22 protein-coding genes are annotated in these 20,826 nt (G+C 57.5%); 18 read left to right on the forward strand and 4 right to left on the reverse strand.

Annotation, left to right across the window (positions count from 1 at the left end):
• Positions 1 to 34 precede the first annotated feature (34 nt).
• From ACSQ3J_RS19820 to ACSQ3J_RS19860, 9 genes are all read left to right on the forward strand, one after another.
• A complete protein-coding gene (locus ACSQ3J_RS19820; RefSeq protein ID WP_060505202.1) occupies positions 35 to 820 on the forward strand; it encodes an alpha/beta fold hydrolase in 786 nt (261 codons plus the stop codon).
• A 102-nt stretch (positions 821 to 922) separates the two neighbouring features.
• Complete coding sequence (cysE, locus tag ACSQ3J_RS19825) at positions 923 to 1,750, forward strand: serine O-acetyltransferase (protein ID WP_060505203.1); 828 nt, start codon at positions 923 to 925, stop codon at positions 1,748 to 1,750.
• A gap of 97 nt (positions 1,751 to 1,847) precedes the next feature.
• Positions 1,848 to 2,051, forward strand: a complete 204-nt coding sequence (locus tag ACSQ3J_RS19830; protein WP_037100924.1) for a DUF3126 family protein — start codon at positions 1,848 to 1,850, stop codon at positions 2,049 to 2,051.
• A gap of 239 nt (positions 2,052 to 2,290) precedes the next feature.
• Positions 2,291 to 2,644, forward strand: a complete 354-nt coding sequence (locus ACSQ3J_RS19835; RefSeq protein WP_060505204.1) for a phasin family protein — start codon at positions 2,291 to 2,293, stop codon at positions 2,642 to 2,644.
• Positions 2,645 to 2,893: 249 nt separating this feature from the next.
• The gene (gene clpS / locus ACSQ3J_RS19840) at positions 2,894 to 3,247 is read left to right on the forward strand and encodes an ATP-dependent Clp protease adapter ClpS (RefSeq protein WP_060505205.1); all 354 of its coding nucleotides are present in this window, start codon (positions 2,894 to 2,896) and stop codon (positions 3,245 to 3,247) included.
• A 9-nt stretch (positions 3,248 to 3,256) separates the two neighbouring features.
• Positions 3,257 to 5,776: an ATP-dependent Clp protease ATP-binding subunit ClpA gene (gene clpA, locus ACSQ3J_RS19845; RefSeq protein WP_060505206.1), complete on the forward strand. Its 2,520-nt coding sequence runs from the start codon at positions 3,257 to 3,259 to the stop codon at positions 5,774 to 5,776.
• 80 nt (positions 5,777 to 5,856) lie between these two features.
• Positions 5,857 to 6,603: an AzlC family ABC transporter permease gene (locus tag ACSQ3J_RS19850; protein WP_060505207.1), complete on the forward strand. Its 747-nt coding sequence runs from the start codon at positions 5,857 to 5,859 to the stop codon at positions 6,601 to 6,603.
• Complete coding sequence (locus ACSQ3J_RS19855; protein WP_060505208.1) at positions 6,590 to 6,934, forward strand: AzlD domain-containing protein; 345 nt, start codon at positions 6,590 to 6,592, stop codon at positions 6,932 to 6,934. Before ACSQ3J_RS19850 ends, ACSQ3J_RS19855 begins: the two co-directional genes overlap by 14 nt.
• A gap of 81 nt (positions 6,935 to 7,015) precedes the next feature.
• Complete coding sequence (locus tag ACSQ3J_RS19860; protein ID WP_060505209.1) at positions 7,016 to 7,945, forward strand: phosphatase PAP2 family protein; 930 nt, start codon at positions 7,016 to 7,018, stop codon at positions 7,943 to 7,945.
• 9 nt (positions 7,946 to 7,954) lie between these two features.
• On the opposite strand, the gene ACSQ3J_RS19865 is transcribed toward ACSQ3J_RS19860, so the two are convergent.
• Genes ACSQ3J_RS19865 through ACSQ3J_RS19880 form a run of 4 tightly spaced genes read right to left on the reverse strand, consistent with a single transcriptional unit; the run spans position 7,955 to position 10,809 of the window.
• On the reverse strand, positions 7,955 to 8,386 hold the full coding sequence (locus tag ACSQ3J_RS19865; RefSeq protein WP_436039963.1) for an HIT family protein: 432 nt from the start codon (positions 8,384 to 8,386) through the stop codon (positions 7,955 to 7,957).
• A gap of 18 nt (positions 8,387 to 8,404) precedes the next feature.
• A complete protein-coding gene (locus tag ACSQ3J_RS19870; protein ID WP_060505210.1) occupies positions 8,405 to 9,598 on the reverse strand; it encodes a GNAT family N-acetyltransferase in 1,194 nt (397 codons plus the stop codon).
• A gap of 3 nt (positions 9,599 to 9,601) precedes the next feature.
• On the reverse strand, positions 9,602 to 10,327 hold the full coding sequence (locus ACSQ3J_RS19875; protein WP_060505211.1) for a glycerophosphodiester phosphodiesterase: 726 nt from the start codon (positions 10,325 to 10,327) through the stop codon (positions 9,602 to 9,604).
• A 14-nt stretch (positions 10,328 to 10,341) separates the two neighbouring features.
• Complete coding sequence (locus tag ACSQ3J_RS19880) at positions 10,342 to 10,809, reverse strand: RidA family protein (RefSeq protein WP_060505212.1); 468 nt, start codon at positions 10,807 to 10,809, stop codon at positions 10,342 to 10,344.
• Positions 10,810 to 10,963: 154 nt separating this feature from the next.
• On the opposite strand from ACSQ3J_RS19880, the gene ACSQ3J_RS19885 reads away from it, so the two are divergent.
• The 9 genes from ACSQ3J_RS19885 (at position 10,964) to bamA (ending at position 20,817) form a co-directional block, all read left to right on the forward strand.
• Positions 10,964 to 11,791 carry a cell envelope integrity EipB family protein gene (locus ACSQ3J_RS19885; protein WP_060505213.1) on the forward strand — a complete coding sequence of 276 codons (828 nt, stop codon included), beginning with the start codon at positions 10,964 to 10,966 and terminating at the stop codon, positions 11,789 to 11,791.
• A gap of 194 nt (positions 11,792 to 11,985) precedes the next feature.
• A complete protein-coding gene (gene rpsB, locus ACSQ3J_RS19890) occupies positions 11,986 to 12,753 on the forward strand; it encodes a 30S ribosomal protein S2 (RefSeq protein ID WP_037100951.1) in 768 nt (255 codons plus the stop codon).
• A gap of 256 nt (positions 12,754 to 13,009) precedes the next feature.
• A complete protein-coding gene (tsf, locus tag ACSQ3J_RS19895) occupies positions 13,010 to 13,936 on the forward strand; it encodes a translation elongation factor Ts (protein ID WP_060505622.1) in 927 nt (308 codons plus the stop codon).
• Between the two features lie 189 nt (positions 13,937 to 14,125).
• On the forward strand, positions 14,126 to 14,848 hold the full coding sequence (gene pyrH / locus ACSQ3J_RS19900) for a UMP kinase (RefSeq protein WP_060505214.1): 723 nt from the start codon (positions 14,126 to 14,128) through the stop codon (positions 14,846 to 14,848).
• A 51-nt stretch (positions 14,849 to 14,899) separates the two neighbouring features.
• Entirely contained in the window at positions 14,900 to 15,460 is a 561-nt protein-coding gene (gene frr / locus ACSQ3J_RS19905) for a ribosome recycling factor (protein WP_060505215.1), read from the forward strand.
• A 37-nt stretch (positions 15,461 to 15,497) separates the two neighbouring features.
• Entirely contained in the window at positions 15,498 to 16,241 is a 744-nt protein-coding gene (locus ACSQ3J_RS19910; RefSeq protein ID WP_060505216.1) for an isoprenyl transferase, read from the forward strand.
• Positions 16,241 to 17,074, forward strand: coding sequence for a phosphatidate cytidylyltransferase (locus tag ACSQ3J_RS19915; RefSeq protein ID WP_060505217.1), 834 nt, complete (start codon positions 16,241 to 16,243; stop codon positions 17,072 to 17,074). The genes ACSQ3J_RS19910 and ACSQ3J_RS19915 overlap by 1 nt, the downstream gene beginning before the upstream one ends.
• A gap of 28 nt (positions 17,075 to 17,102) precedes the next feature.
• Positions 17,103 to 18,236, forward strand: a complete 1,134-nt coding sequence (gene rseP / locus ACSQ3J_RS19920; RefSeq protein WP_060505218.1) for an RIP metalloprotease RseP — start codon at positions 17,103 to 17,105, stop codon at positions 18,234 to 18,236.
• Between the two features lie 247 nt (positions 18,237 to 18,483).
• Positions 18,484 to 20,817, forward strand: coding sequence for an outer membrane protein assembly factor BamA (bamA, locus tag ACSQ3J_RS19925; RefSeq protein ID WP_060505219.1), 2,334 nt, complete (start codon positions 18,484 to 18,486; stop codon positions 20,815 to 20,817).
• Positions 20,818 to 20,826: the final 9 nt, after the last annotated feature.

Here is a 20,826-nt window from a genome sequence, read left to right on the forward strand (position 1 = left end):
CTGTCATAGGTTCGCTCAAAACAGGACGCATGCCATGGATCTGAACCCGCCCGCCTTTTCGACCTTCACCCATGATGGTCTGTCTATCGCCTATTTCGATGAGGGCGATCCATCCGGCGATCCGATCTTGCTGATCCATGGATTTGCCTCCGGCGCCAATGTGAACTGGGTCTATCCGGGTTGGCTGAAGACGCTGGGCGATGCCGGATACCGGGTCATCGCGCTCGACAATCGTGGCCATGGTGCCAGCGACAAGCCGCACGATCCGGCGGTCTACCACCCGCCAGCGATGGCGGGCGATGCCGTGGCGCTGCTCGATCATCTCGGCATCGCCGAGGCCCATGTGATGGGCTATTCGATGGGCGCCCGCATCTCGACGTTCCTGACGCTGGCGCATCCGAACCGCGTGCGGTCCCTTGTTCTCGGTGGTTTGGGTATCGGCATGGTGACCGGCGTCGGTGATTGGGATCCGATCGCCGATGCGCTGAATGCGTCTTCTCTCGATGTGGTCACCCATGAACGTGGCCGGATGTTTCGCGCCTTTGCCGACCAGACGAAAAGCGATCGCAAGGCGCTCGCCGCCTGTATTTCGACATCGCGCGACCTGCTCTCCGTCGAGGATATGGGGCGCATCGATGTGCCGGTTCTGATCGCCGTCGGGACCAAGGATGACATTGCCGGCTCGCCGCAGGAGCTGGCCGCTCTCATTCCCGATGCCATTGCGCTGGATATTCCGGGCCGCGATCATATGCTTGCCGTGGGCGACAGGGTCTTCAAGAAGGCCGCGCTTGAGTTTTGGGCAAAGGTCGGGCAAGCGTAACGCCCGCCCAGCGTTTTGAGCGTCTATTTACGCGCGGCCATTTATATCCAATGCGATTTGGCCTATACCTGATGGACAGACGGACTACGAAGGAGAGTGGCGATGGTCGCCAGGACTGACATACGCCCGACCGAAACCGTGAAGATCATGGACCCGATCTGGGATAGTCTGCAGGAAGAGGCGCGGCTTGCTGCCCAGCAGGATCCGCTGCTTGCGGCTTTTCTCTATTCCACCATCATTAACCAGCGTTCGCTGGAAGACAGTGTCATCTACCGGATCTGCGAGCGGCTCGACCATCCCGATCTGCAAGCCAATCTCCTGCGCCAGACGTTTTCCGAGATGCTTGAGGACTGGCCGGAATGGGGCACCATCCTGCGGGTCGATATCCAGGCCGTTTATGATCGGGATCCGGCCTGCACGCGGTTTCTGGAAGCCATCCTCTATTTCAAGGGCTTCCATGCCATCCAGACCCACCGTCTGGCCCATTGGCTGATGAATCGTGGGCGCCGGGATTTCGCGCTCTATCTCCAGAGCCGTTCTTCGTCCGTCTTCCAAACCGACATCAACCCTGCGGCGCGGATTGGCAAGGGCATCTTCCTTGATCACGCCACCGGGCTTGTGGTCGGCGAAACTGCCGTTATCGGCGACAACGTCTCCATTCTACACGGTGTGACGCTCGGCGGTACCGGCAAAGAGGGCAGCGACCGCCATCCAAAGATCGGCAATGGCGTGCTGATCGGCGCTGGCGCAAAAATTCTCGGCAATATCCACATCGGCAATTGCTCCAGGGTTGCCGCGGGTTCCGTCGTGCTCAAGGAGGTTCCCTCCAAGACCACGGTTGCCGGCGTTCCGGCGCGTGTCGTCGGTGAAGCCGGTTGCTCGGAACCGTCCCGTTCAATGGATCAGTTGCTGGTTTCCTTCGAGATTTGAACCGGCGATTTGCCGCTTGGCTGCCAGCCAGGGGTTTACACCGATTGAATCTCTGTGCCAGAAGCGGCGCAAATCAAAACCGTCATGGAGAAGTGACTTGAAGCCCGAAGAAGTCAAAAAACTCGAAGCCTATTTCAAGCGTACCTTCAATGAAGGCATGGTCATCAAGCCGCGTCCGAAGAAGGACGAATCCGCCGAGGTTTATCTGGGTGACGAATTTCTGGGCGTGATCTTCCGGGACGAGGAAGACGGCGAACTGTCCTACAACTTCTCGATGGCGATCCTCGATATCGATCTCTGATTGCACTCTATCGTTGCAATTGAACTCGACCCGGTCCTGACCCTCAGGCCGGGTTTTTTGTTAAAATCATACTTTTTGATTATTTTTTGCGAAGAATTGGCGTGATTTCGCGATATTTCGCGATTTTTCATCAAGCTGTTGCAATGAAAGGATTTTATTGCGGCGCACGCATACATTGACTTTATTGTGCAGTGCACATAAAATATTGCCATTGCGAGCGTCACAAAAGGAGCAGCCTGATGTTCAATTTCGAAGATGCAAATAAGAAAAGCAAAGAGAACTTGGATACGTTGTTGAAGAGCTATGCGTCGCTGACGAAGGCTTTTCAGGCGATTGCCACCGAGGCTGCCGACTACTCCAAGAAGGCCTTTGAAGACAGCGTTTCCCACATCGAGAAGATCAGCACCGTCAAGAGCGTCGAAGCCGCTTTCGAGCTGCAGACGAGCTACGTGAAGACCGCTTATGAAGGCTACGTCGCCGAAGCCACCAAGATCGGTGAAATGTACGCTGATCTGGCCAAGGACGCCTACAAGCCCTACGAAGCGCCGGTTGCCAAGGCAACGGCAGCTGCCAAGACTGCGGTCGCCGCTTAACTCAAATTCAATACCTTAAATGATGAACAACCGGCTGCGCCCTCCGCAGCCGGTTTTTTGTTGTTTATCTGGCAGATTGGCGATAGGCGGCCTGAAGAAAGTTGATCAATCTTGTGCTTGACGACGCAAATGTGATTGCAGTGCAGACGAACAGCCTTAAAATCTGAAAAAGAACCACTAGATTATGTGTCACGAACAGGCCGCAAATTCCTCCCAAGCATTTGCGGCTGGACAAGGGAATGAAGTAGAATGATCGCCATGCCGGTCCGGATGCAAACAGACAGCGACGGGGATGGGGGCAAAGCCGGCCGTGGCACGTCCGTCATTACCCGGACACAGCCGAAGACCAAGAAGCCGAGCCTATATCGTGTCCTGCTTTTGAACGACGACTATACGCCGATGGAATTCGTGATCCACATTCTGGAGCGTTTTTTTCAGAAGGATCGCGAAGCGGCAACTCTGATCATGCTGCATGTTCACAATCACGGCGTGGGTGAGTGTGGTGTTTTCACCTACGAAGTTGCCGAAACCAAAGTGACGCAGGTGATGGATTTTGCCCGCGAGCATCAGCATCCGCTGCAATGCGTCATGGAAAAGAAATGAGGAACTGACGTGCCAACATTTTCAACAAGCCTTGAAAAAGCCCTGCACCAGGCCCTGACGCTGGCCAATGAGCGCCATCACGAATATGCGACCCTGGAGCACCTCCTGTTGGCATTGATCGACGATGCTGATGCGGCGGCTGTCATGGGCGCGTGCAACGTCAATCTCGACGCCCTGCGCAAGACAGTTTCCGACTATGTCGATAATGAACTCGGCAACCTGGTGACGGGGTATGATGAGGATTCCAAGCCGACAGCGGGTTTCCAGCGCGTCATCCAGCGTGCGGTCATCCATGTCCAGTCATCGGGGCGCGAGGAAGTAACAGGCGCCAATGTGCTTGTCGCTATCTTTGCCGAACGCGAGAGCCATGCCGCATATTTCCTGCAGGAGCAGGAAATGACGCGTTACGACGCCGTCAATTTCATCTCGCACGGTATCGGCAAGCGTCCTGGCGCATCCGAGGCGCGTCCTCCGCGTGGCGCCGACGAGCCGGAATCCGAACAGAAGGCATCGCGCGAACAGGACGAAAACGGCCCGAAGAAGCCGCAGGATGCGCTGACGGCCTATTGCGTCAATCTCAACGAGAAGGCCAAGGTCGGCAAGATCGATCCGCTGATCGGCCGTCACGCCGAGGTCAACCGGACGATCCAGATCCTGTGCCGCCGTTCCAAGAACAATCCGCTATACGTGGGCGATCCCGGCGTCGGCAAGACGGCGATCGCCGAAGGTCTGGCCAAGCGCATCGTCGAAAAGAAGGTTCCCGAAGCGTTGCAGGACGCGACGATCTTCTCGCTCGATATGGGCACGCTGCTCGCTGGTACCCGCTATCGCGGTGACTTCGAAGAGCGCTTGAAGCAGGTGGTCAAGGAACTCGAGGAATATCCGGGCGCCGTGCTGTTCATCGACGAGATCCACACCGTCATCGGTGCGGGGGCAACGTCCGGCGGCGCCATGGATGCGTCCAACCTTTTGAAGCCGGCTTTGTCTTCGGGCGCGATCCGCTGCATCGGTTCGACCACCTACAAGGAATACCGTCAGTTCTTCGAAAAGGACCGTGCGCTCGTGCGCCGGTTCCAGAAGATCGACGTCAGCGAACCGACGATCGACGATGCCATCGAAATCATGAAGGGCCTGAAGCCGTATTTCGAGGATTATCACAAGCTGAAATACTCGAACGAGGCGATCAAGTCGGCTGTTGAGCTCTCGGCCCGCTACATCAATGACCGCAAGCTGCCGGACAAAGCGATCGACGTGATCGACGAGACCGGTGCGGCCCAGATGCTGCTGCCCGTCAGCAAGCGGCGCAAGCTGATCACGGAAAAGGAAATCGAAGCGACGATCGCAACGATGGCCCGCATTCCACCGAAATCCGTTTCTAAGGATGACGAGGCTGTTCTCGCCAATCTGGAAAAGGAACTGCGGTCGGTCGTCTATGGCCAGGATCTGGCAATCGAGGCGCTGGCATCGGCGATCAAGCTCGCTCGTGCGGGTCTGCGTGAACCGAACAAGCCGATCGGCTCCTATGTCTTCTCCGGCCCGACCGGCGTCGGCAAGACCGAAGTCGCAAAGCAGCTGGCGGCGTCGCTGGGTGTGGAGCTCATCCGTTTCGACATGTCGGAATATATGGAGCGCCACACGGTCTCGCGTCTGCTTGGGGCACCTCCCGGCTATGTCGGCTTCGACCAGGGCGGCCTTCTGACCGACAGCATCGATCAGCACCCGCATTCGGTTCTGCTGCTCGACGAAATCGAGAAGGCGCATCCGGATCTGTTCAACATTCTGTTGCAGGTCATGGATCACGGCTCGCTGACCGACCATAACGGCAAAAAGATCGACTTCCGCAACGTCATCCTGATCATGACGACCAATGCGGGTGCGTCCGAAATGGCAAAGGCTGCATTCGGCTTCGGCTCTGCCAAGCGCGAAGGCGACGATGTGGAGGCGCTGAACCGGCTGTTCACGCCGGAATTCCGCAACCGTCTCGATGCGGTCATTCCGTTTGCTTCGCTGCCGACACCGGTGATCCACCAGGTGGTGCAGAAGTTCGTCATGCAGCTGGAAACCCAGCTGGCCGAACGCAACGTCACCTTCGACCTGCAGCCGGAAGCCATCGCCTGGCTGTCGGACAAGGGCTATGATGAAAAGATGGGTGCGCGGCCGCTGGCGCGCGTCATCCAGGAACACATCAAGAAGCCGCTGGCCGATGAAATCCTCTTCGGCAAGCTGAAGAAGGGTGGCGTCGTCAAGGTGAGGGTCGGCATCAAGCCGGATGGCGCCAAGGGCCTGCTGCTCGATTATGTGCCGGAGACGGCACGGATCAAGCCGAAGGCTGAGGTTGTTACCCCGGTTAAGAAGGCGCCAAAGACTGCAAAGCCAAAGGAGCTGGAAAGCGTTGGCGCTGAACCGGATGCGTCTCCCAAGCCGAAGAAGGCAGCGAAAGCCGCCAAGGCTGACGAAGCGGTGAGCGCCAAGGCAGCCGAGCCGCCGCGCAAGGGCAGCACGGTTCCGAAGGTGCCGCGCAAGAAATAACGCATTCCAGATTGAGATACGGTGCCGGACCTGATCGTCCGGCACCGTTTTTTTGTGGCGGCGAACAGGCGGATGTTTTGATGGATGACGGCCAGGCGATCGGCTCCGGGCGGACATGGTTCTTGGCTGGCATGCGGGGCATTTTCAGCCTGCCAGCACTGATGTTGATGCTGTCCTTCGTCGGCTTCTGTGCGTTTACTGCCCAGGCCGGTATTCCTGTCGAGCAGACCGTGTTCATGGTCGGTGCCGTCTGGGCGCTGCCAGCCAAGGTCATCCTCGTCAGTTCGATGCTGAGCGGCGCCAATCTGCTCGCCGCCTTTATCGCCGTTACGTTGTCCTCTATCCGTCTGATGCCGATGGTCGCGGCGCTTGTTCCTGAAATCCGCACTGGAAAAACCCCCACCTGGCTCCTGCTGTTCCTGTCGCATTTCGTGGCGATCACCGCCTGGGTGTTTGCGATGGAGCGCGTGCGAACAGTGCCCCGCGAACATCGGGTTACGTTCTTCGCGGGCTTCGGCATCACGCTTGTTGTAGCCAATATGCTTCTGGTGGCCGCAGTTTATCAGTACGTCACGGAGTTTCCGCCGATTGTCGCCGGTTGCCTGTTTTTCCTGACGCCGGTCTATTTCTTGGCATCAATCTGGAGTTCCGCCCGTCATCCGGTGATCTATTTGGCCTTGATCAGCGGTCTTGTGGCCGGGCCGTTCTTCTACTGGCTGGCGCCCGAGTTCGATATCCTACTGGCGGGCGTTGGTGGCGGAACATTGGCTTGGCTGACCGAGCGCCAATGGCGCAAGCGCGGGGAGGGCCGGCATGGCAGTGTTTGAAGGCTGGTGGCCCTATGTGTTTATCGCAATTGCCGGATGGTTGGCGACCGACCTCTGGCGCTGGCTCGGCGTTCTCGCCGGCAACCGGCTACGGGACGATTCCGAAGTCCTCAATTGGGTGAGGGCGGTCGCAACGGCCTTGGTGGCGGCCGTCATCGCCAAACTCATTCTCTATCCGACCGGAGTCCTCGAGCATTCGCCGCTCTGGCTCAGGCTTGGATCGATAGCTGCCGGTGTAACTGCTTTCTTTATTGGCCGCCAAAAACCGGCCGTTGGCATCGCCACGGCCATCGCTGTGCTGGCCATCGGGCTCTATGCGCTCGGGTTCTGATAAGGGTTCTCACGACAATCGGCTTAGGCGAATCTTAAATCCCATGGCGTATGTGTTGCCTGATTTCACAGGGAGCAGCAGGTGCGTTTTTTGCCGGGAGAATGGTTCGTCGTCCGAATTATTTTGGTGCTGGCTGCATTGGATGCCGTCTTGCTCTATTTCAAGAACATACCCGTCGATATTGTTGGCTATGTCAGCGTGATTGGGATTGGACTGTTTCTGGTTGCGGCGGGACAATATTATCGCGTCGTTCGGAATGAAGGCCGCCTGGCACTGGCTCTGGTCGCAGCCGGACTGTTTGTGCTGTTCACCATCATCGGCTCGGTTTTCAATTATATGTTCCTTCCCAATACCTTCGCGCCCATCGATGATTTTCTGATGCAGGTCGATGCGGCAATGGGATACCACTGGCCGTCATTGCTGACCTGGATATCGCATTACCCCTGGTTCGGGACTTTCCTGTATCAGGTCTATTTCACGTCCCTGCCACAGCTTTTGGTCATTATCCTGGTTTTGGGCTTCATGGGGCAGGCGCAGGCGTTGCATCGCTTTTTGTTGACCGGGGTCATCGGTGCGCTTTTGGCGATCGTGATCTGGGCGCTGTTTCCCAATTTTGGTGCCAAGAGCTTTCATGTTCTGCCACAGTCGGTGCTGGAGGCATTCCCAATCGCTGTCACTCCGGCCTATGGTGATGCGTTGCTGGCCTTGAGCCGTGATGGGGTAGATTATCTCTCTCCGAAGAACGTCCTTGGTTTGATCGGTTTTCCATCATTTCATACCGTCATGGCATGCATGTCCGTCTGTTTCGTGCCGCGTCATCTGATTTTAATGCCGGTGATCTTCTGCCTTAACGCTTTCATGGCGGTGGCCATTCTCGTGCAAGGCGGCCATCATCTGATCGATATGATCGGCGGCGTCGGCGTGTTTGCGATGGCCTACGCGCTGTCAGGTATGACAATGCGTAGGTTAAGCAACGCCTATCACAAGATTAGTGAGCCGCAGACCGTCTGAGCGCTGCCGTCAGAGGGCGTCCCTGATTTTCTCGGCATTCGCCGCAAGCACGGCCCCATCTTCCATCTTGCCGGAATGCGGCCGCAACGGCACGCCCTCGTGGCGGGGGATGACATGGAAGTGCAGGTGGAAGACCGATTGTCCAGCCGGCGCTTCGTTGAACTGCATGATCGTCACGCCGTCCGCTTCGAAGGCTTCCTCTGCGGCTATCGCCACTTTCTGGACGGTCGCGATGAGAGCGCCAAGCGTTGCCGGATCGGCATCGAGAATGTTGCGCGAAGCGGCCTTCGGGACGACCAGGACATGGCCCTGTGCCTGTGGCATGACATCCATGAAGGCAAGGACATTGGCATCCTCATAAACCTTGTGGGCCGGAATTTCGCCACGCAGGATTTTGGCGAAGATGTTGTTGGTGTCATAGGCGGCGTTGGGCATCTGCATTTCTCCTCAAAAACTCAATCAGTCGTCGGTCTCTTGCCGTTCGCCTTTGCGGAACGGACTGTGTTCGGCCAGGATATCGCTCATCTGCTCCACCTCCTGCCGTTCGCGTTCAAGGTAATCGGCAACGGCGCGCTTCAATCCGGGATGGGCGATGAAATGCGCCGAATGGGTGGTTGCCGGCAGATAGCCGCGTGCCAGCTTGTGCTCGCCCTGGGCACCGGCTTCGACGCGCTTCAATCCCTTGGCGATGGCGAAATCGATGGCCTGATGGTAGCAGACCTCGAAATGCAGGAAGGGATGATCTTCCATGGCGCCCCAGTGACGGCCATAAAGCGCATCGCTGCCGATGAAATTGATGGCGCCGGCGATGTACTTGCCGTTGCGCTTGGCCATGACAAGCAGGATGTCGTCAGCCATGCGTTCACTGATCAGCGAATAGAATTTGCGCGTCAGATAGGGCCGGCCCCATTTGCGGCTGCCAGTGTCCATATAAAAGGCAAAAAACTGATCCCAGACGTTTTCGGTCAAGTCCTTGCCAGTCAGCCAGTCGATGCTGATGCCGCCTTCAAGCGCCGAGCGGCGTTCCTTCTTCAGTGCCTTGCGTTTGCGCGATGCCAGCGTTTCGAGAAAGTCGTTGTGGGATGAATAGCCCGCATTGAGGAAATGAAACTGCTGGTCGGTCCGGTGCAGGAACCCGGCCTGTTCGAATGTGGGAATTTCGTCTTCCGGCAGGAACGTCACATGCGCAGAGGACACATTGTGACGGCGGGCGAGTTCCTGAAGACCGGCCGCGAGTGAAACACGAACACGGGCGGGATCGGCTGTCACAGCGGTCAGCAGCCGCGGTCCGGTGGCGGGAGTGAACGGAACCGAGCATTGCAGTTTTGGATAATAGCGCCCGCCCGCCCGTTCCAAGGCGTCGGCCCAGCCGTGATCGAAAACATATTCGCCCTGGCTATGGTTTTTCAGGTAGCAGATCAATGCGCCGGAAAACCTGCCTTTGCCATCTTCCATCAGCAGATGCTGGCCGAGCCAACCGGTATCGGCCGTCGCTGAGCCTGATTCCTCAAGCGAAGACAGATAGGCATGCGAAATGAACGGATTGTAGAGGCCGCCGTATTGCCCCTTGGCGGCCCCTGACAGTCCGTCCCAGCTTTCCTTCGAAATATCCTGAAAGGACGTCTCGACACGGATTTTAACGTCGCCGGTCATTCTTTAAGCGGTAAGCCTTTCACGCGGGTCAAACCCTTCGAATGTCATCTGGTCGGCGTGGCTGTAGGTGTGATCGACGCCCGCCTGATCGCGCACGGTCCAAGTCAAAATCGCACGGCCAAGCGAACGTTGCTTGGTGATGAACGAGTTTGGCAAATCCCCATAGAAATAGGAAATGAAATCAAGCCCGAGCTGCATCGCTTCCTCGTGAACGAGGAATTGCTCCGACTGGTTGCCACCCGCCGTCAGGCCGATCGGGTAGGGCGGGTCCTGCGCCTTGAGGTCCTTGAGCAGCCAATGATCGAAGCTCATCAGGGCAATGGGTCCCTCGTAGCTTTCAAGAGCCTCCAGCACCGCATCAACAAAACCTTCGTCGTCGCCGAGGCGTCCCTTCAGCTCAAGCACGATCGGAACCCGGCCCTTGACCAGTCTCAGAAGCTGCCCGAGTGTCGGGATCTTGTCGGTCGTGCCGCCGATGGCGATCAGGCCCAGTTCGCCGGCGGTCTTTTCCCGGATGTCGCCCTTGATGCCGCACAGTCGCTGCATGTCGTCATCGTGGAAAACCACCGGCACGCTGTCGGCGGTGTATTGCAGGTCGCATTCGATGGCGAAGCCATTTTCCGCTGCGCGGGAAAACGCTGAAAGCGTGTTTTCCCAGATGGCGTGGTTCATGTCGTGATAGCCGCGATGAGCGACCGGTTGCGCCGTCAGCCAGGACAGGTCTTTCATGAATACTCTTCCGCTCAGGCGATTTCGATCACGGCGTCGATTTCGACGGCGGCGTTGAAGGGCAGGGAGGCCATGCCGACAGCGGCGCGCGCGTGGATACCGGCGTCGCCCAGAACCTTGGCGATCAGGTTAGAGGCGCCATTCATGACCAGGTGCTGCTCGATGAAGGTCGGCTTGGAGGCGATGAAACCGTTGAGCTTGACGATGCGGCGAATGCGCGAGAGATCGCCGCCCAAGGCTGCTTTTGCTTGAGCAAGAATATTGATGGCACAGAGTTCGGCAGCGCGCTGGCCGGTGGCAACATCGACGTCGTCGCCGAGGTGACCGGTGATCGCGACCTTATCATTTTCCATCGGTAGCTGGCCGGAGATATAAAGGTGCGATCCACTGATGACGAAGGGAACATAGTTGGCGGCGGGTGCTGCCGCCTGCGGCAATGTGATTCCCAGTTCCTTGATGCGTGCTTCAATCTCTGCAGACATGGATAACTCCGGTCATTGTTGTGTTTTGCCGTCAAATGCTGCATGCACAGCATGTTTCATGAAGTGGTAAAATACTGCATCTTGAACATTGATGCCTCGCTTTTGCCTGATGTGTTCTTATAGCATCGGCAGCGAATCCAACAGGAGGAAACGGATGTTTCGTTCAAGCTTTGCCTCTGCCATCCTGGCATGGGCGTGTTTATCGGGTATGACGGTCGGCGGCGCTTCCGCTGCGTCAGCCAACATCCTGGTGCCTCACCGCGCTGTCTACGATCTGGAACTCAAGGACGCATCGGAGCGCTCCGGAATTTCCGGAATGTACGGCCGCATGGTCTATGAATTCAATGGCTCGGCCTGCGAGGGCTATACCGTCAGTTTCCGGTTTGTCACCAAGGTGGATACGGGTGAAGAGGTCAAGCTGACGGACCAGCAGACGACCACTTACGAGGACCTGAAAAACGGAAACTTCCGCTTCTTGACGCGCTCGTTCACCGACGAGAAGCTCGACAAGGAAGTGCGCGGCTCTGCCCATGAGGCCAAGCAAGGGCTGACCGTCGACCTGACCTCGCCCGACAAGCGTAAGGTCGATCTTGCCCAGGGCCTGTTTCCGACTGAGCACATGCTCGATGTCATCGACCGGGCAAAGAAGGGCGAGACGCTGTTTGAATCGCGTATCTTCGACGGCTCCGATGCTGGCGACAAGACGCTGATCACCACCACCATGATCGGCAAGCCGCAGAAGGCAACGGCTGGTGATGCCGACGCTGATAAGGCAGTGGCCGTGGCGGGAAAGCCCTATTGGCCGGTGACCATTTCCTATTTCAACGACAACGCGACCGGTGACGCGCTGCCGATCTACCGCATGGAGTTCAAACTCTATGAAAACGGTATCACCCGTGACCTGACCATGGATTACGGCGATTTCGTCCTGTCGGGCAAGCTCGCCGATCTGGAAATCTTCAAGCAGGAAAAGTGCAAGTAGGTCAGAACGGCCGCCCGCTGCTGCTATTTTCTTCGTTTGCCCTTGATTTATCGGGCGCCAAGGGGTAAGGGCACCGCATTCCACACGTAAGGTTTGGGACCGTCCGGGAGAAATCCGGGCAGTTCCACCCGGTGGCGCTTTCGAAGAAAGTGCTGTTTGCCTTGCGGAGGTTCAACCGGAAAAGGAGAAAAGGCATGGCATTGCCTGATTTTAGCATGCGTCAGCTTCTGGAAGCTGGCGTTCACTTCGGTCACCAGACTCACCGCTGGAACCCGAAAATGAAGCCGTACATCTTCGGCGATCGTTCGAACGTTCACATCATCGACCTCGCACAGACCGTTCCGTTGCTGTCGCGCGCGCTGCAGGTTGTCAGCGACACGGTTGCCAAGGGTGGCCGCGTTCTGTTCGTCGGCACCAAGCGCCAGGCATCCGAAATCATCGCCGACGCTGCCAAGCGTTCGGCCCAGTACTACGTCAATGCCCGCTGGCTCGGCGGCATGATGACCAACTGGAAGACGATTTCGAACTCGATCCAGCGCCTGCGCAAGCTCGACGAAATCCTCGCTTCGGAAGGCTCGGGCTATTCCAAGAAGGAACGCCTGAACCTTGAGCGCGAACGCGAAAAGCTGAACCGCGCACTGGGCGGTATCCGCGATATGGGCGGCGTTCCGGACCTGATGTTCATCATCGACACCAACAAGGAATCGATTGCTATCGACGAAGCAAAGCGTCTCGGCATCCCGGTTGTTGCGATCATCGATTCGAACTGCGACCCGGACCGTATCGACTTCCCGATCCCCGGCAACGACGACGCTTCGCGTGCGATCTCGCTCTATTGCGATCTGATCTCGCGTGCAGCCCTCGACGGCATCGCCCGTCAGCAGAGCTCGTCGGGCCGCGACCTCGGCGCCTCTTCCGATCTGCCGCTTGAGCCGGCTCTCGAAGAAGCCGCTGAAGCCTGATAAGGCGGGACGGCGGATAACACCGCCGCTCCTTTAGACAAGATCAGGACGAGGCCGTTTACGACTGAAAAAGTGAACGGCCTTGTTCTTTTGCATCGAACCGGCCCATGAGGCACTGGTTGTCACGATGCCTACCACCGTGATGGACCCTTTCATCACGATGTCACATTCAGGGGTCATGCCCTGCCACATCCTCCTGGTATCGCGCCGGCTTTCTGGCAGCGCACCAGCCGAACAAAACGAAGAGGCAAAAAAGATGAGCACTATTACTGCAGCAATGGTGAAGGAACTGCGCGAAAAGACCGGCGCAGGCATGATGGATTGCAAGAAGGCCCTCGGCGAAACCAATGGCGACATGGAAGCCGCGATCGACTGGCTGCGCGCCAAGGGCATCGCCAAGGCCGACAAGAAGTCGGGCCGCGCAGCAGCTGAAGGCCTCGTCGGCATCGCCAGCAGCGGCACCAAGGCTGTTGTTATCGAGCTGAACTCCGAAACCGACTTCGTTGCTCGTAACGATGCCTTCCAGGATCTGGTTCGTGGCGTTGCAGCTGTTGCAGTCGGCACGGACGGTACCGTCGAAACCATCAGCGCAACGACCTATCCGGCAACCGGCAAGTCGGTCGCTGAGAGCATCACCGACGCGATCGCAACGATCGGCGAGAACATGGCTCTGCGCCGTTCGGCCCTGCTGTCGGTCGAAGACGGTGTTGTTGCCACCTACATCCACAATTCCGTTGCTGACGGCCTCGGCAAGCTCGGCGTTCTCGTCGCGCTGAAGTCGACCGGCGACAAGGATGCCCTGAACGCCATCGGTCGCCAGGTTGCCATGCACATTGCAGCGACCAACCCACTGGCCATCCGTTCGACGGAAGTTGACGCTTCTGTTGCAGAACGCGAACGCAACATCTTCATCGAGCAGGCCCGCGAATCCGGCAAGCCGGAAGCGATCATCGAAAAGATGGTCGAAGGTCGCATGCGCAAGTTCTTCGAAGAAGTCGCACTTCTGTCGCAGGCTTTCGTCATGAACCCCGACCTGACCGTCGAAGCTGCCGTCAAGGAAGCTGAAAAGACCGTTGGTGCCCCGATCGAAGTTGTCGGCATGGCCCGCCTGCTTCTCGGCGAAGGCGTCGAAAAGGAAGAATCCGACTTCGCAGCCGAAGTTGCGGCTGTCGCCAAGGGCTGATTTCTTCATCCTGATTGGGAAAACAAAAGGGCATCGCGTGACAACGCGGTGCCCTTCGTGTATCCGGCATCATCATCACATTGGCGCAGGCTCCTTCGGGGAATATCCGGATGATATCGGCCGCGCAGGGATGAACAGATCAGTTTAAGCACATATCTTGCATATGTGCCTTCTTGGACAGGAGTGACGATGCCGGCCGAACCTCTCTACAAACGTGTGCTGTTGAAGGCCTCGGGCGAAGCGCTGATGGGCAACCAGGGGTTCGGGATTGATGTCGCGGTCGCTGACCGGATTGCCTCCGACATTGCCGAAGCTCGCGCCATGGGCGTCGAAGTCGGGGTCGTCGTCGGCGGCGGGAACATCTTTCGCGGTGTTGCGGTTGCCTCCAAGGGCGGCGATCGGGTGACCGGCGATCACATGGGCATGCTGGCGACCATCATCAACGCGCTGGCGCTGGCGACCTCCCTGCGCAAACTCGACGTCGATACTGTTGTTCTATCGGCTATCGCCATGCCGGAAATCTGTGAAAGCTTCTCGCAGCGCGCCACGCTGTTTCACCTGTCTCAGGGACGTGTGGTGATCTTTGCAGGCGGCACCGGCAATCCCTTCTTCACCACCGATTCGGCAGCCGCACTGCGCGCTGCGGAAATGGGTGCAGAAGCGATCTTCAAGGGCACGCAGGTTGACGGCATTTACACCGCCGATCCGAAGAAGGATCCGACGGCCACCCGCTTCGATCGCCTGACACACAGCGAAGTCCTGCAAAAGGGGCTCGCGGTCATGGACGTTGCAGCCGTGGCGCTGGCGCGCGAAAACAGCATCCCGATCATCGTCTTCTCGATCCACGAGAAGGGCGGGTTTGCGGAAATCTTGACCGGCGGCGGCCGGGCGACCATCGTTACAGACAATTGAGCAGTTAAAGGGCGGTCGTAAGACTGTCGCGATAAAACGGGAGTTTGATCCATGAGTGAAGGTATTGACCTGAGTGACCTGAAGCGCCGCATGGATGGCGCCATCACCGCGTTCAAGAGCGATATCGCATCGCTGCGCACGGGACGCGCATCGGCCAACGTGCTCGATCCGGTCATGGTGGAAGCCTATGGTTCACGCGTGCCGCTGAACCAGGTTGCCAATATTACGGTTCCGGAAGCCCGTATGCTCGGTGTTTCCATCTGGGACAAGTCGATGGTCAATGCTGTCGATCGCGCCATCCGGGAATCGAATCTCGGCCTCAACCCGATCGTTGATGGCCAGAACCTGCGCATTCCGCTGCCGGAACTGAACGAAGAGCGCCGCAAGTCGCTGGTAAAGGTTGCGCATGACTATAGCGAAAAAGCCAAGGTCGCCGTGCGCAACGTGCGCCGCGATGGTATGGATAGTCTGAAAAAAGCCGAAAAGGATGGCGATATCGGTCAGGATGTCAGCCGCAGCCAGTCCGAAAAGGTCCAGAAAATGACAGATGAGATGATTTCCGACATCGACCGCTTGCTCGGCGATAAGGAAAAGGAAATCATGCAGGTCTAGTCTGTCTTTTTCCGAGTCTCTGTTTTTCGGGTCACCGATGTCAAACCCATTGCTTAGAAATGTTCCCACGCACGTTGCCATCATCATGGATGGCAACGGACGCTGGGCCAATTCGCGCGGGCTGCCGCGAACGATGGGGCATCGCAAGGGCGTTGAATCGGTGCGTGAGGCCGTTCGTACTGCGGGCGAGGCCGGCATCCGTTACCTGACGCTCTTTGCTTTTTCATCGGAAAACTGGAGCAGGCCTGAGGCGGAAGTCTCCGATTTGATGGGGCTGCTCAAAGCCTTCATCCGGCGCGACCTGGCGGACCTGCATAAGCAGAATGTTCGCATCCGGGTGATCGGCGACAGGAACAATCTCCGCGGCGATATCCTGCCTCTGCTTCTGGAGGCAGAGGATACGACGCGCAACAATACGGGTATCACACTGGTTATCGCCTTCAACTACGGCTCCCGCGATGAAATGACCCGCGCCGTGCAGGCTTTGGCGGTTGATGTCGCCCAGGGGCGATTGACGGCCGATCAGATCACGCCGGAGCGCATAGCCAGCAAGCTCGATACGGCCGGCATTCCTGACCCTGATCTTGTCCTGCGTACCAGTGGCGAGGAGCGGCTGTCCAATTTCCTGCTCTGGCAGGCCGCCTATTCCGAATTGTTGTTTGTTCCCGAGCTTTGGCCAGACTTCAACCGCGAAGTCTTCCTCAATGCGCTGAAAACCTATGCCGGACGGGAGCGCCGGTTTGGTGGTCTGTCGCAGCCGACGCTTGCGGTTGGTTCCTGATGCAGAGCGAACTGCGACTGCGCATCATCTCCGGTATCATTCTTGCCATAGTCACCCTCGGTGCGACCTGGGCCGGTGGAACCGTGTTCGAGCTTCTCGCCGTGGCGATTGCAGTGCTTGTCTATTATGAATGGTCGACGATCACCCGGCTTGCCGAACGTGATTTCCAGGGCAACGCTTTCGGCTGGTTGTCACAGGCGGTGATTTCCGGGCTCATTCTGTTTGATGGCGCTCATGTCACTCTGCTCGTGCTGGCCGGGTTTGCGGCCGTCGCAGCCCTCTGGGTGTTTTTGCGGGGCGGCACCTGGTGGCTGCCGGGTGGTATCGTCTATGCCGGCCTGACGGGCATTTCGCTCTCGGCCATACGTGGCGAGAGCGATATCGGGCTGATCGCCATGATCTTCATCTTCGCCGTGGTCTGGGCAACCGATATCCTAGCCTATTTCACCGGCAGGGCGATCGGCGGGCCGAAGCTCGCACCGCGCATCTCGCCCGGAAAAACATGGTCTGGCGCAATCGGCGGTACCATCTGTGGGGTAATCGCCGGCGTCGCAGTGTTCATGAGTTATTTTCCACTGAACGATGTGCGTATTCCGCTTCTGGCGCTGGCGCTCTCGGTGTCCAGCCAGATCGGCGATCTGTTCGAATCCTACATCAAGCGCCGGTTCGGAGTGAAGGATTCGAGCAAGCTCATTCCCGGGCATGGCGGCGTTATGGACCGCGTCGATGGACTTGTTTTTGCCTGTTTTGCCGCGCTTTTGATTGCTTTGGTGCAAGTCATGTCCACCGGTGGACAGAATGTGCCCCTGGGGGCAATCCTTTTGGCGCCGTAAAACGCCCGCATAGCTGATCGAGGACCTTATGGCTTACCTGGCCGATACGCTTCAACTGATTGCCGGCTACATCGTGCCGTTCCTGCTGGTGCTGACGCTGCTCGTCTTCGTGCATGAGATGGGACACTATCTCGTCGGCCGCTGGTCCGGCATCCGCATCCTCGCCTTTTCAGTCGGCTTTGGCCCGGAATTGTTCGGTTATACCGACAAGCATGGAACACGCTGGAAGTTCTGCGCCGTCCCGCTCGGTGGCTATGTGAAATTCTTCGGCGACGAGGATGCTGCGAGCGTTCCTGATTACAGCCGGCTTGAACAATATTCGGCCGAGGATCGTGACCGGACCTTCCTGGGCGCAAAGGTCTGGAAGCGGGCGGCCACGGTGGCTGCCGGGCCTATTGCCAATTTCATCCTCGCGATCGCTATCTTCGCCGTGCTGTTTACGGTCTATGGCAAGCCGGTTGCGGATCCGGTCGTTGCCGAGGTCAAGGAAAACAGTGCCGCCGCCAAGGCAGGTGTATTGCCGGGCGATCTGCTTGTGGCCATCGACGGTGCGCACGTCACCACCTTCGATGATGTGCGTCGGTATGTCAGTATCCGTCCGGAAACGCCGATCACCATCCAGATCAAGCGCAAGGGCGAATTGCTGGATCTGCCTATGGTGCCTGAGCGCACCGAAATCACGGATCAGTTCGGCAACAAGATGGAACTCGGCATTATCGGTATCGTGACGAATCAGGAAACCGGCAATTTCCGTCTGGAAACGTTTGGTCCGCTCGAGGCCGTGGGGCAGGGTGCCGTCGAAAGCTGGCATATCGTCACCGGTACGTTCAATTATCTTGCCAATCTCGTGACCGGCCGTATGAAAGCGGATCAGCTGGGTGGTCCGATCCGGGTTGCCCAGGCCTCCGGCCAGATGGCGACGATCGGTATCGCCGCCGTTTTACAGCTGGCGGCGGTTCTGTCAGTTTCCATTGGACTTCTTAACCTAATGCCGGTTCCCGTACTTGATGGCGGGCATCTGATGTTTTATGCGGTTGAGGCCCTTCGGGGCAAACCGGTGGGGCCGCGTACACAGGATGTCGCTTTCCGGATCGGTTTTGCCATGGTGTTGATGCTGATGGTGTTTGCCACATGGAACGACATAAGTTCGCTTTTAGGCTGATATTACAGGCCTGCGGCGGACATGCAGGCGCAGGAGAGTGAACCGGCTTCGTTTAGACTTCAACGGGTTGGTTGAAAGGGTTTGTTTACGATAAAGCAATTGTGTAGTGGCCGTTAGGACACGGTTTCAATTGAAGTAAACAGAAATTAACGAGCTGGCTTGCTTGTATAGGAAAAGCGGTTAAAACGGCAACCTGACCGGAGTCGGTACGAGTTCGCTGCGGGGCATTTGGAAGAAGGTAAGATTTATGAAAGCTGGTTCAAGATTTTTGAACGCGGTGTCGGCGGTTGCGCTGTCTGCAAGTATGGTCGCAACAGGCTCTGGCATCGTAACGCTTGCAAGTGCGACTGTCGCTGAAGCTGCAACGATCAACCGTGTCGAAGTGCGCGGCGCTACCCGCGTCAGCCCTGAGACGGTCCGTGCAAACATCACGATCGTTCCCGGCAAAAGCTTCAGCAATGGCGACATCGATTCTTCCGTAAAGCGTCTTTATTCCACAGGCTATTTCTCTGATGTTAGCATCAATGTCTCCGGTGGCACGCTCGTCGTCACCGTGAGCGAGAACCAGCTGGTCAACCAGGTTGTCTTCAACGGTAACCGCAAGATCAAGGACGACAAGCTGCAGGCGGTCGTTCGCACGCGTTCGCTCGGTCCGTACAGCGAGGCGACTGCCGAATCCGATATTCAGGCCATCAAGGATGCCTATGCTGGAATCGGCCGCGAAGATGTGACTGTGACAACGCAGGTGGTTCCGATCGCGGAAGGCCGCGTCAATCTGGCTTTTGTTATCAATGAAGGCGATCGCACCAAGATCACTGCGATCAATTTTGTCGGCAACAATGCCTATAGCAACGGCCGTCTTGAGGCTGTGATCTCGACGAAGGAATCGGGAATCTTCTCCTTCCTGAACCGCAAGGACGTTTATAACGCCGACAAGCTGCGCGCTGACGAAGAGCTGCTGCGCCAGTTCTATTACAACCGCGGTTATGCCGATTTCCGTGTCGTGTCCTCGGATGCGGTGCTGGATGAAGCCACCAACGAATACACGGTAACGATCACTGTCGAAGAAGGCGAGCGCTACGACTTCGGAACGGTTAATGTTGAATCGACCGTTGAGGGCGTCAATGCCGAAGAACTGAAGGGGCTCGTACGGACCTCGGAAGGGAAAATCTACAAGGCAAAGGACGTTCAGGACAGCATTTCCGCGATTTCCAAGCGCGTTGCATCGCAGGGCTATCCGTTTGCTCGCGTAACGCCACGTGGTAACCGCGATTTTGGCAACCGTACGATCGCTGTTGACTATCTTGTTGACCAGGGCGAGCGCGCCTATATCGAGCGCATCGAAATCCGTGGCAACACGCGCACGCGTGATTACGTTATCCGTCGCGAATTCGACATGAGTGAAGGCGATGCGTTCAACCAGGAAATGATCACGACGGCCAAGCGCCGCCTGGATGCACTTGGTTACTTCTCCACCGTCAATATCTCGACCCAGCCTGGTAGCGCTTCCGATCGCGTCGTCGTCATCGTTGATGTGCAGGACCAGTCGACCGGTTCGTTCGGTATCGGTGCCGGCTATTCGGCCGGTAGCGGCGGCGGCTTCCTGCTGGAAGCTTCGATCGAGGAAAAGAACTTCCTTGGCCGTGGCCAGTACATCCGTCTTGCTGCAGGCCGTGGCGAAGACAGCCGTACCTATAACGTTTCGTTCACCGAGCCCTATTTCCTTGGTTATCGCTTGGCCGCTGGCTTCGATATCTTCAAGAACGAAAACGACTATGATGACGACAACTATAGCTATGAAGACGAGGGCTTCAGCCTGCGTGTAACGGCGCCGATCACCGAGCGTGTATCGACGACATTCCGTTACAACCTGACGCAGATGGACTACAGCGGCGATACAGCCGATCTGTCGAGCCCGTATGACCGTGTGGTCAGAGGCTCGCCTTGGACACGTTCGTCGATCTCGCAGACGCTGACCTATAATTCGCTTGATGACGCGAACTTGCCGCACGAAGGCATTCTCGCTTCGGCAACGCAGGAATATGCCGGTCTTGGTGGTACTTCCGATTTCTACAAGCTGACCGGTAAGGCCAAGTGGTACTATACCGTGAACGACGATGCCGATATCATCGCATCGCTTGCTGGTAGCGCGGGCCACGTGTTCAACACCGGTGGCAAGATGGAAGTCTTCGACCAATTCCAGTTGGGCCAGAACGATATTCGTGGTTTCGAGCGTAACGGCATCGGCCCACGTAGCGGCAAGTACGGCGACTCCATCGGCGGCACGACCTACTTCACAGCTTCTGCCGAAGCCACGTTCCCGCTGCCATTCGTGTCGCGTGATGCCGGTTTCCGCGGCGCAATCTTTGCAGATGCAGGTACACTGTATGGCAACGAAGTCGATACGACGGCTGACGATCAGATCAAGGGTACCAACAGTTCGCTGCGTGCATCTGTCGGTCTGGGTCTGATCTGGGCATCGCCCTTTGGTCCGTTGCGCGTCGACTATGCGTTCCCGATCGCCAAGGAAGATTTCGACCGCGTACAGAACCTCAAGTTCGGTATTTCGTCGTCCTTCTGATCCTTGCAG

Source organism: Rhizobium sp. LjRoot98, from assembly GCF_964252935.1.
In the GTDB taxonomy this organism is placed as follows: Bacteria; Pseudomonadota; Alphaproteobacteria; order Rhizobiales; family Rhizobiaceae; genus Pararhizobium.

What these genes read in the sequence shown, in the direction of transcription:
- tsf (WP_060505622.1), top strand. Translation starts at nt 13,010, where the DNA reads ATGAGCACTATTACTGCAGCAATGGTGAAGGAACTGCGCGAAAAGACC.
- cysE (WP_060505203.1), top strand. Translation starts at nt 923, where the DNA reads ATGGTCGCCAGGACTGACATACGCCCGACCGAAACCGTGAAGATCATG.
- ACSQ3J_RS19885 (WP_060505213.1), top strand. Translation starts at nt 10,964, where the DNA reads ATGTTTCGTTCAAGCTTTGCCTCTGCCATCCTGGCATGGGCGTGTTTA.
- clpS (WP_060505205.1), top strand. Translation starts at nt 2,894, where the DNA reads ATGATCGCCATGCCGGTCCGGATGCAAACAGACAGCGACGGGGATGGG.
- ACSQ3J_RS19865 (WP_436039963.1), bottom strand. Translation starts at nt 8,386, where the DNA reads ATGCAGATGCCCAACGCCGCCTATGACACCAACAACATCTTCGCCAAA.
- ACSQ3J_RS19870 (WP_060505210.1), bottom strand. Translation starts at nt 9,598, where the DNA reads ATGACCGGCGACGTTAAAATCCGTGTCGAGACGTCCTTTCAGGATATT.
- ACSQ3J_RS19880 (WP_060505212.1), bottom strand. Translation starts at nt 10,809, where the DNA reads ATGTCTGCAGAGATTGAAGCACGCATCAAGGAACTGGGAATCACATTG.
- ACSQ3J_RS19850 (WP_060505207.1), top strand. Translation starts at nt 5,857, where the DNA reads ATGGATGACGGCCAGGCGATCGGCTCCGGGCGGACATGGTTCTTGGCT.
- rseP (WP_060505218.1), top strand. Translation starts at nt 17,103, where the DNA reads ATGGCTTACCTGGCCGATACGCTTCAACTGATTGCCGGCTACATCGTG.
- rpsB (WP_037100951.1), top strand. Translation starts at nt 11,986, where the DNA reads ATGGCATTGCCTGATTTTAGCATGCGTCAGCTTCTGGAAGCTGGCGTT.
- ACSQ3J_RS19835 (WP_060505204.1), top strand. Translation starts at nt 2,291, where the DNA reads ATGTTCAATTTCGAAGATGCAAATAAGAAAAGCAAAGAGAACTTGGAT.
- frr (WP_060505215.1), top strand. Translation starts at nt 14,900, where the DNA reads ATGAGTGAAGGTATTGACCTGAGTGACCTGAAGCGCCGCATGGATGGC.
- bamA (WP_060505219.1), top strand. Translation starts at nt 18,484, where the DNA reads ATGAAAGCTGGTTCAAGATTTTTGAACGCGGTGTCGGCGGTTGCGCTG.
- pyrH (WP_060505214.1), top strand. Translation starts at nt 14,126, where the DNA reads ATGCCGGCCGAACCTCTCTACAAACGTGTGCTGTTGAAGGCCTCGGGC.
- ACSQ3J_RS19855 (WP_060505208.1), top strand. Translation starts at nt 6,590, where the DNA reads ATGGCAGTGTTTGAAGGCTGGTGGCCCTATGTGTTTATCGCAATTGCC.
- ACSQ3J_RS19875 (WP_060505211.1), bottom strand. Translation starts at nt 10,327, where the DNA reads ATGAAAGACCTGTCCTGGCTGACGGCGCAACCGGTCGCTCATCGCGGC.
- ACSQ3J_RS19915 (WP_060505217.1), top strand. Translation starts at nt 16,241, where the DNA reads ATGCAGAGCGAACTGCGACTGCGCATCATCTCCGGTATCATTCTTGCC.
- ACSQ3J_RS19820 (WP_060505202.1), top strand. Translation starts at nt 35, where the DNA reads ATGGATCTGAACCCGCCCGCCTTTTCGACCTTCACCCATGATGGTCTG.
- ACSQ3J_RS19910 (WP_060505216.1), top strand. Translation starts at nt 15,498, where the DNA reads ATGTCAAACCCATTGCTTAGAAATGTTCCCACGCACGTTGCCATCATC.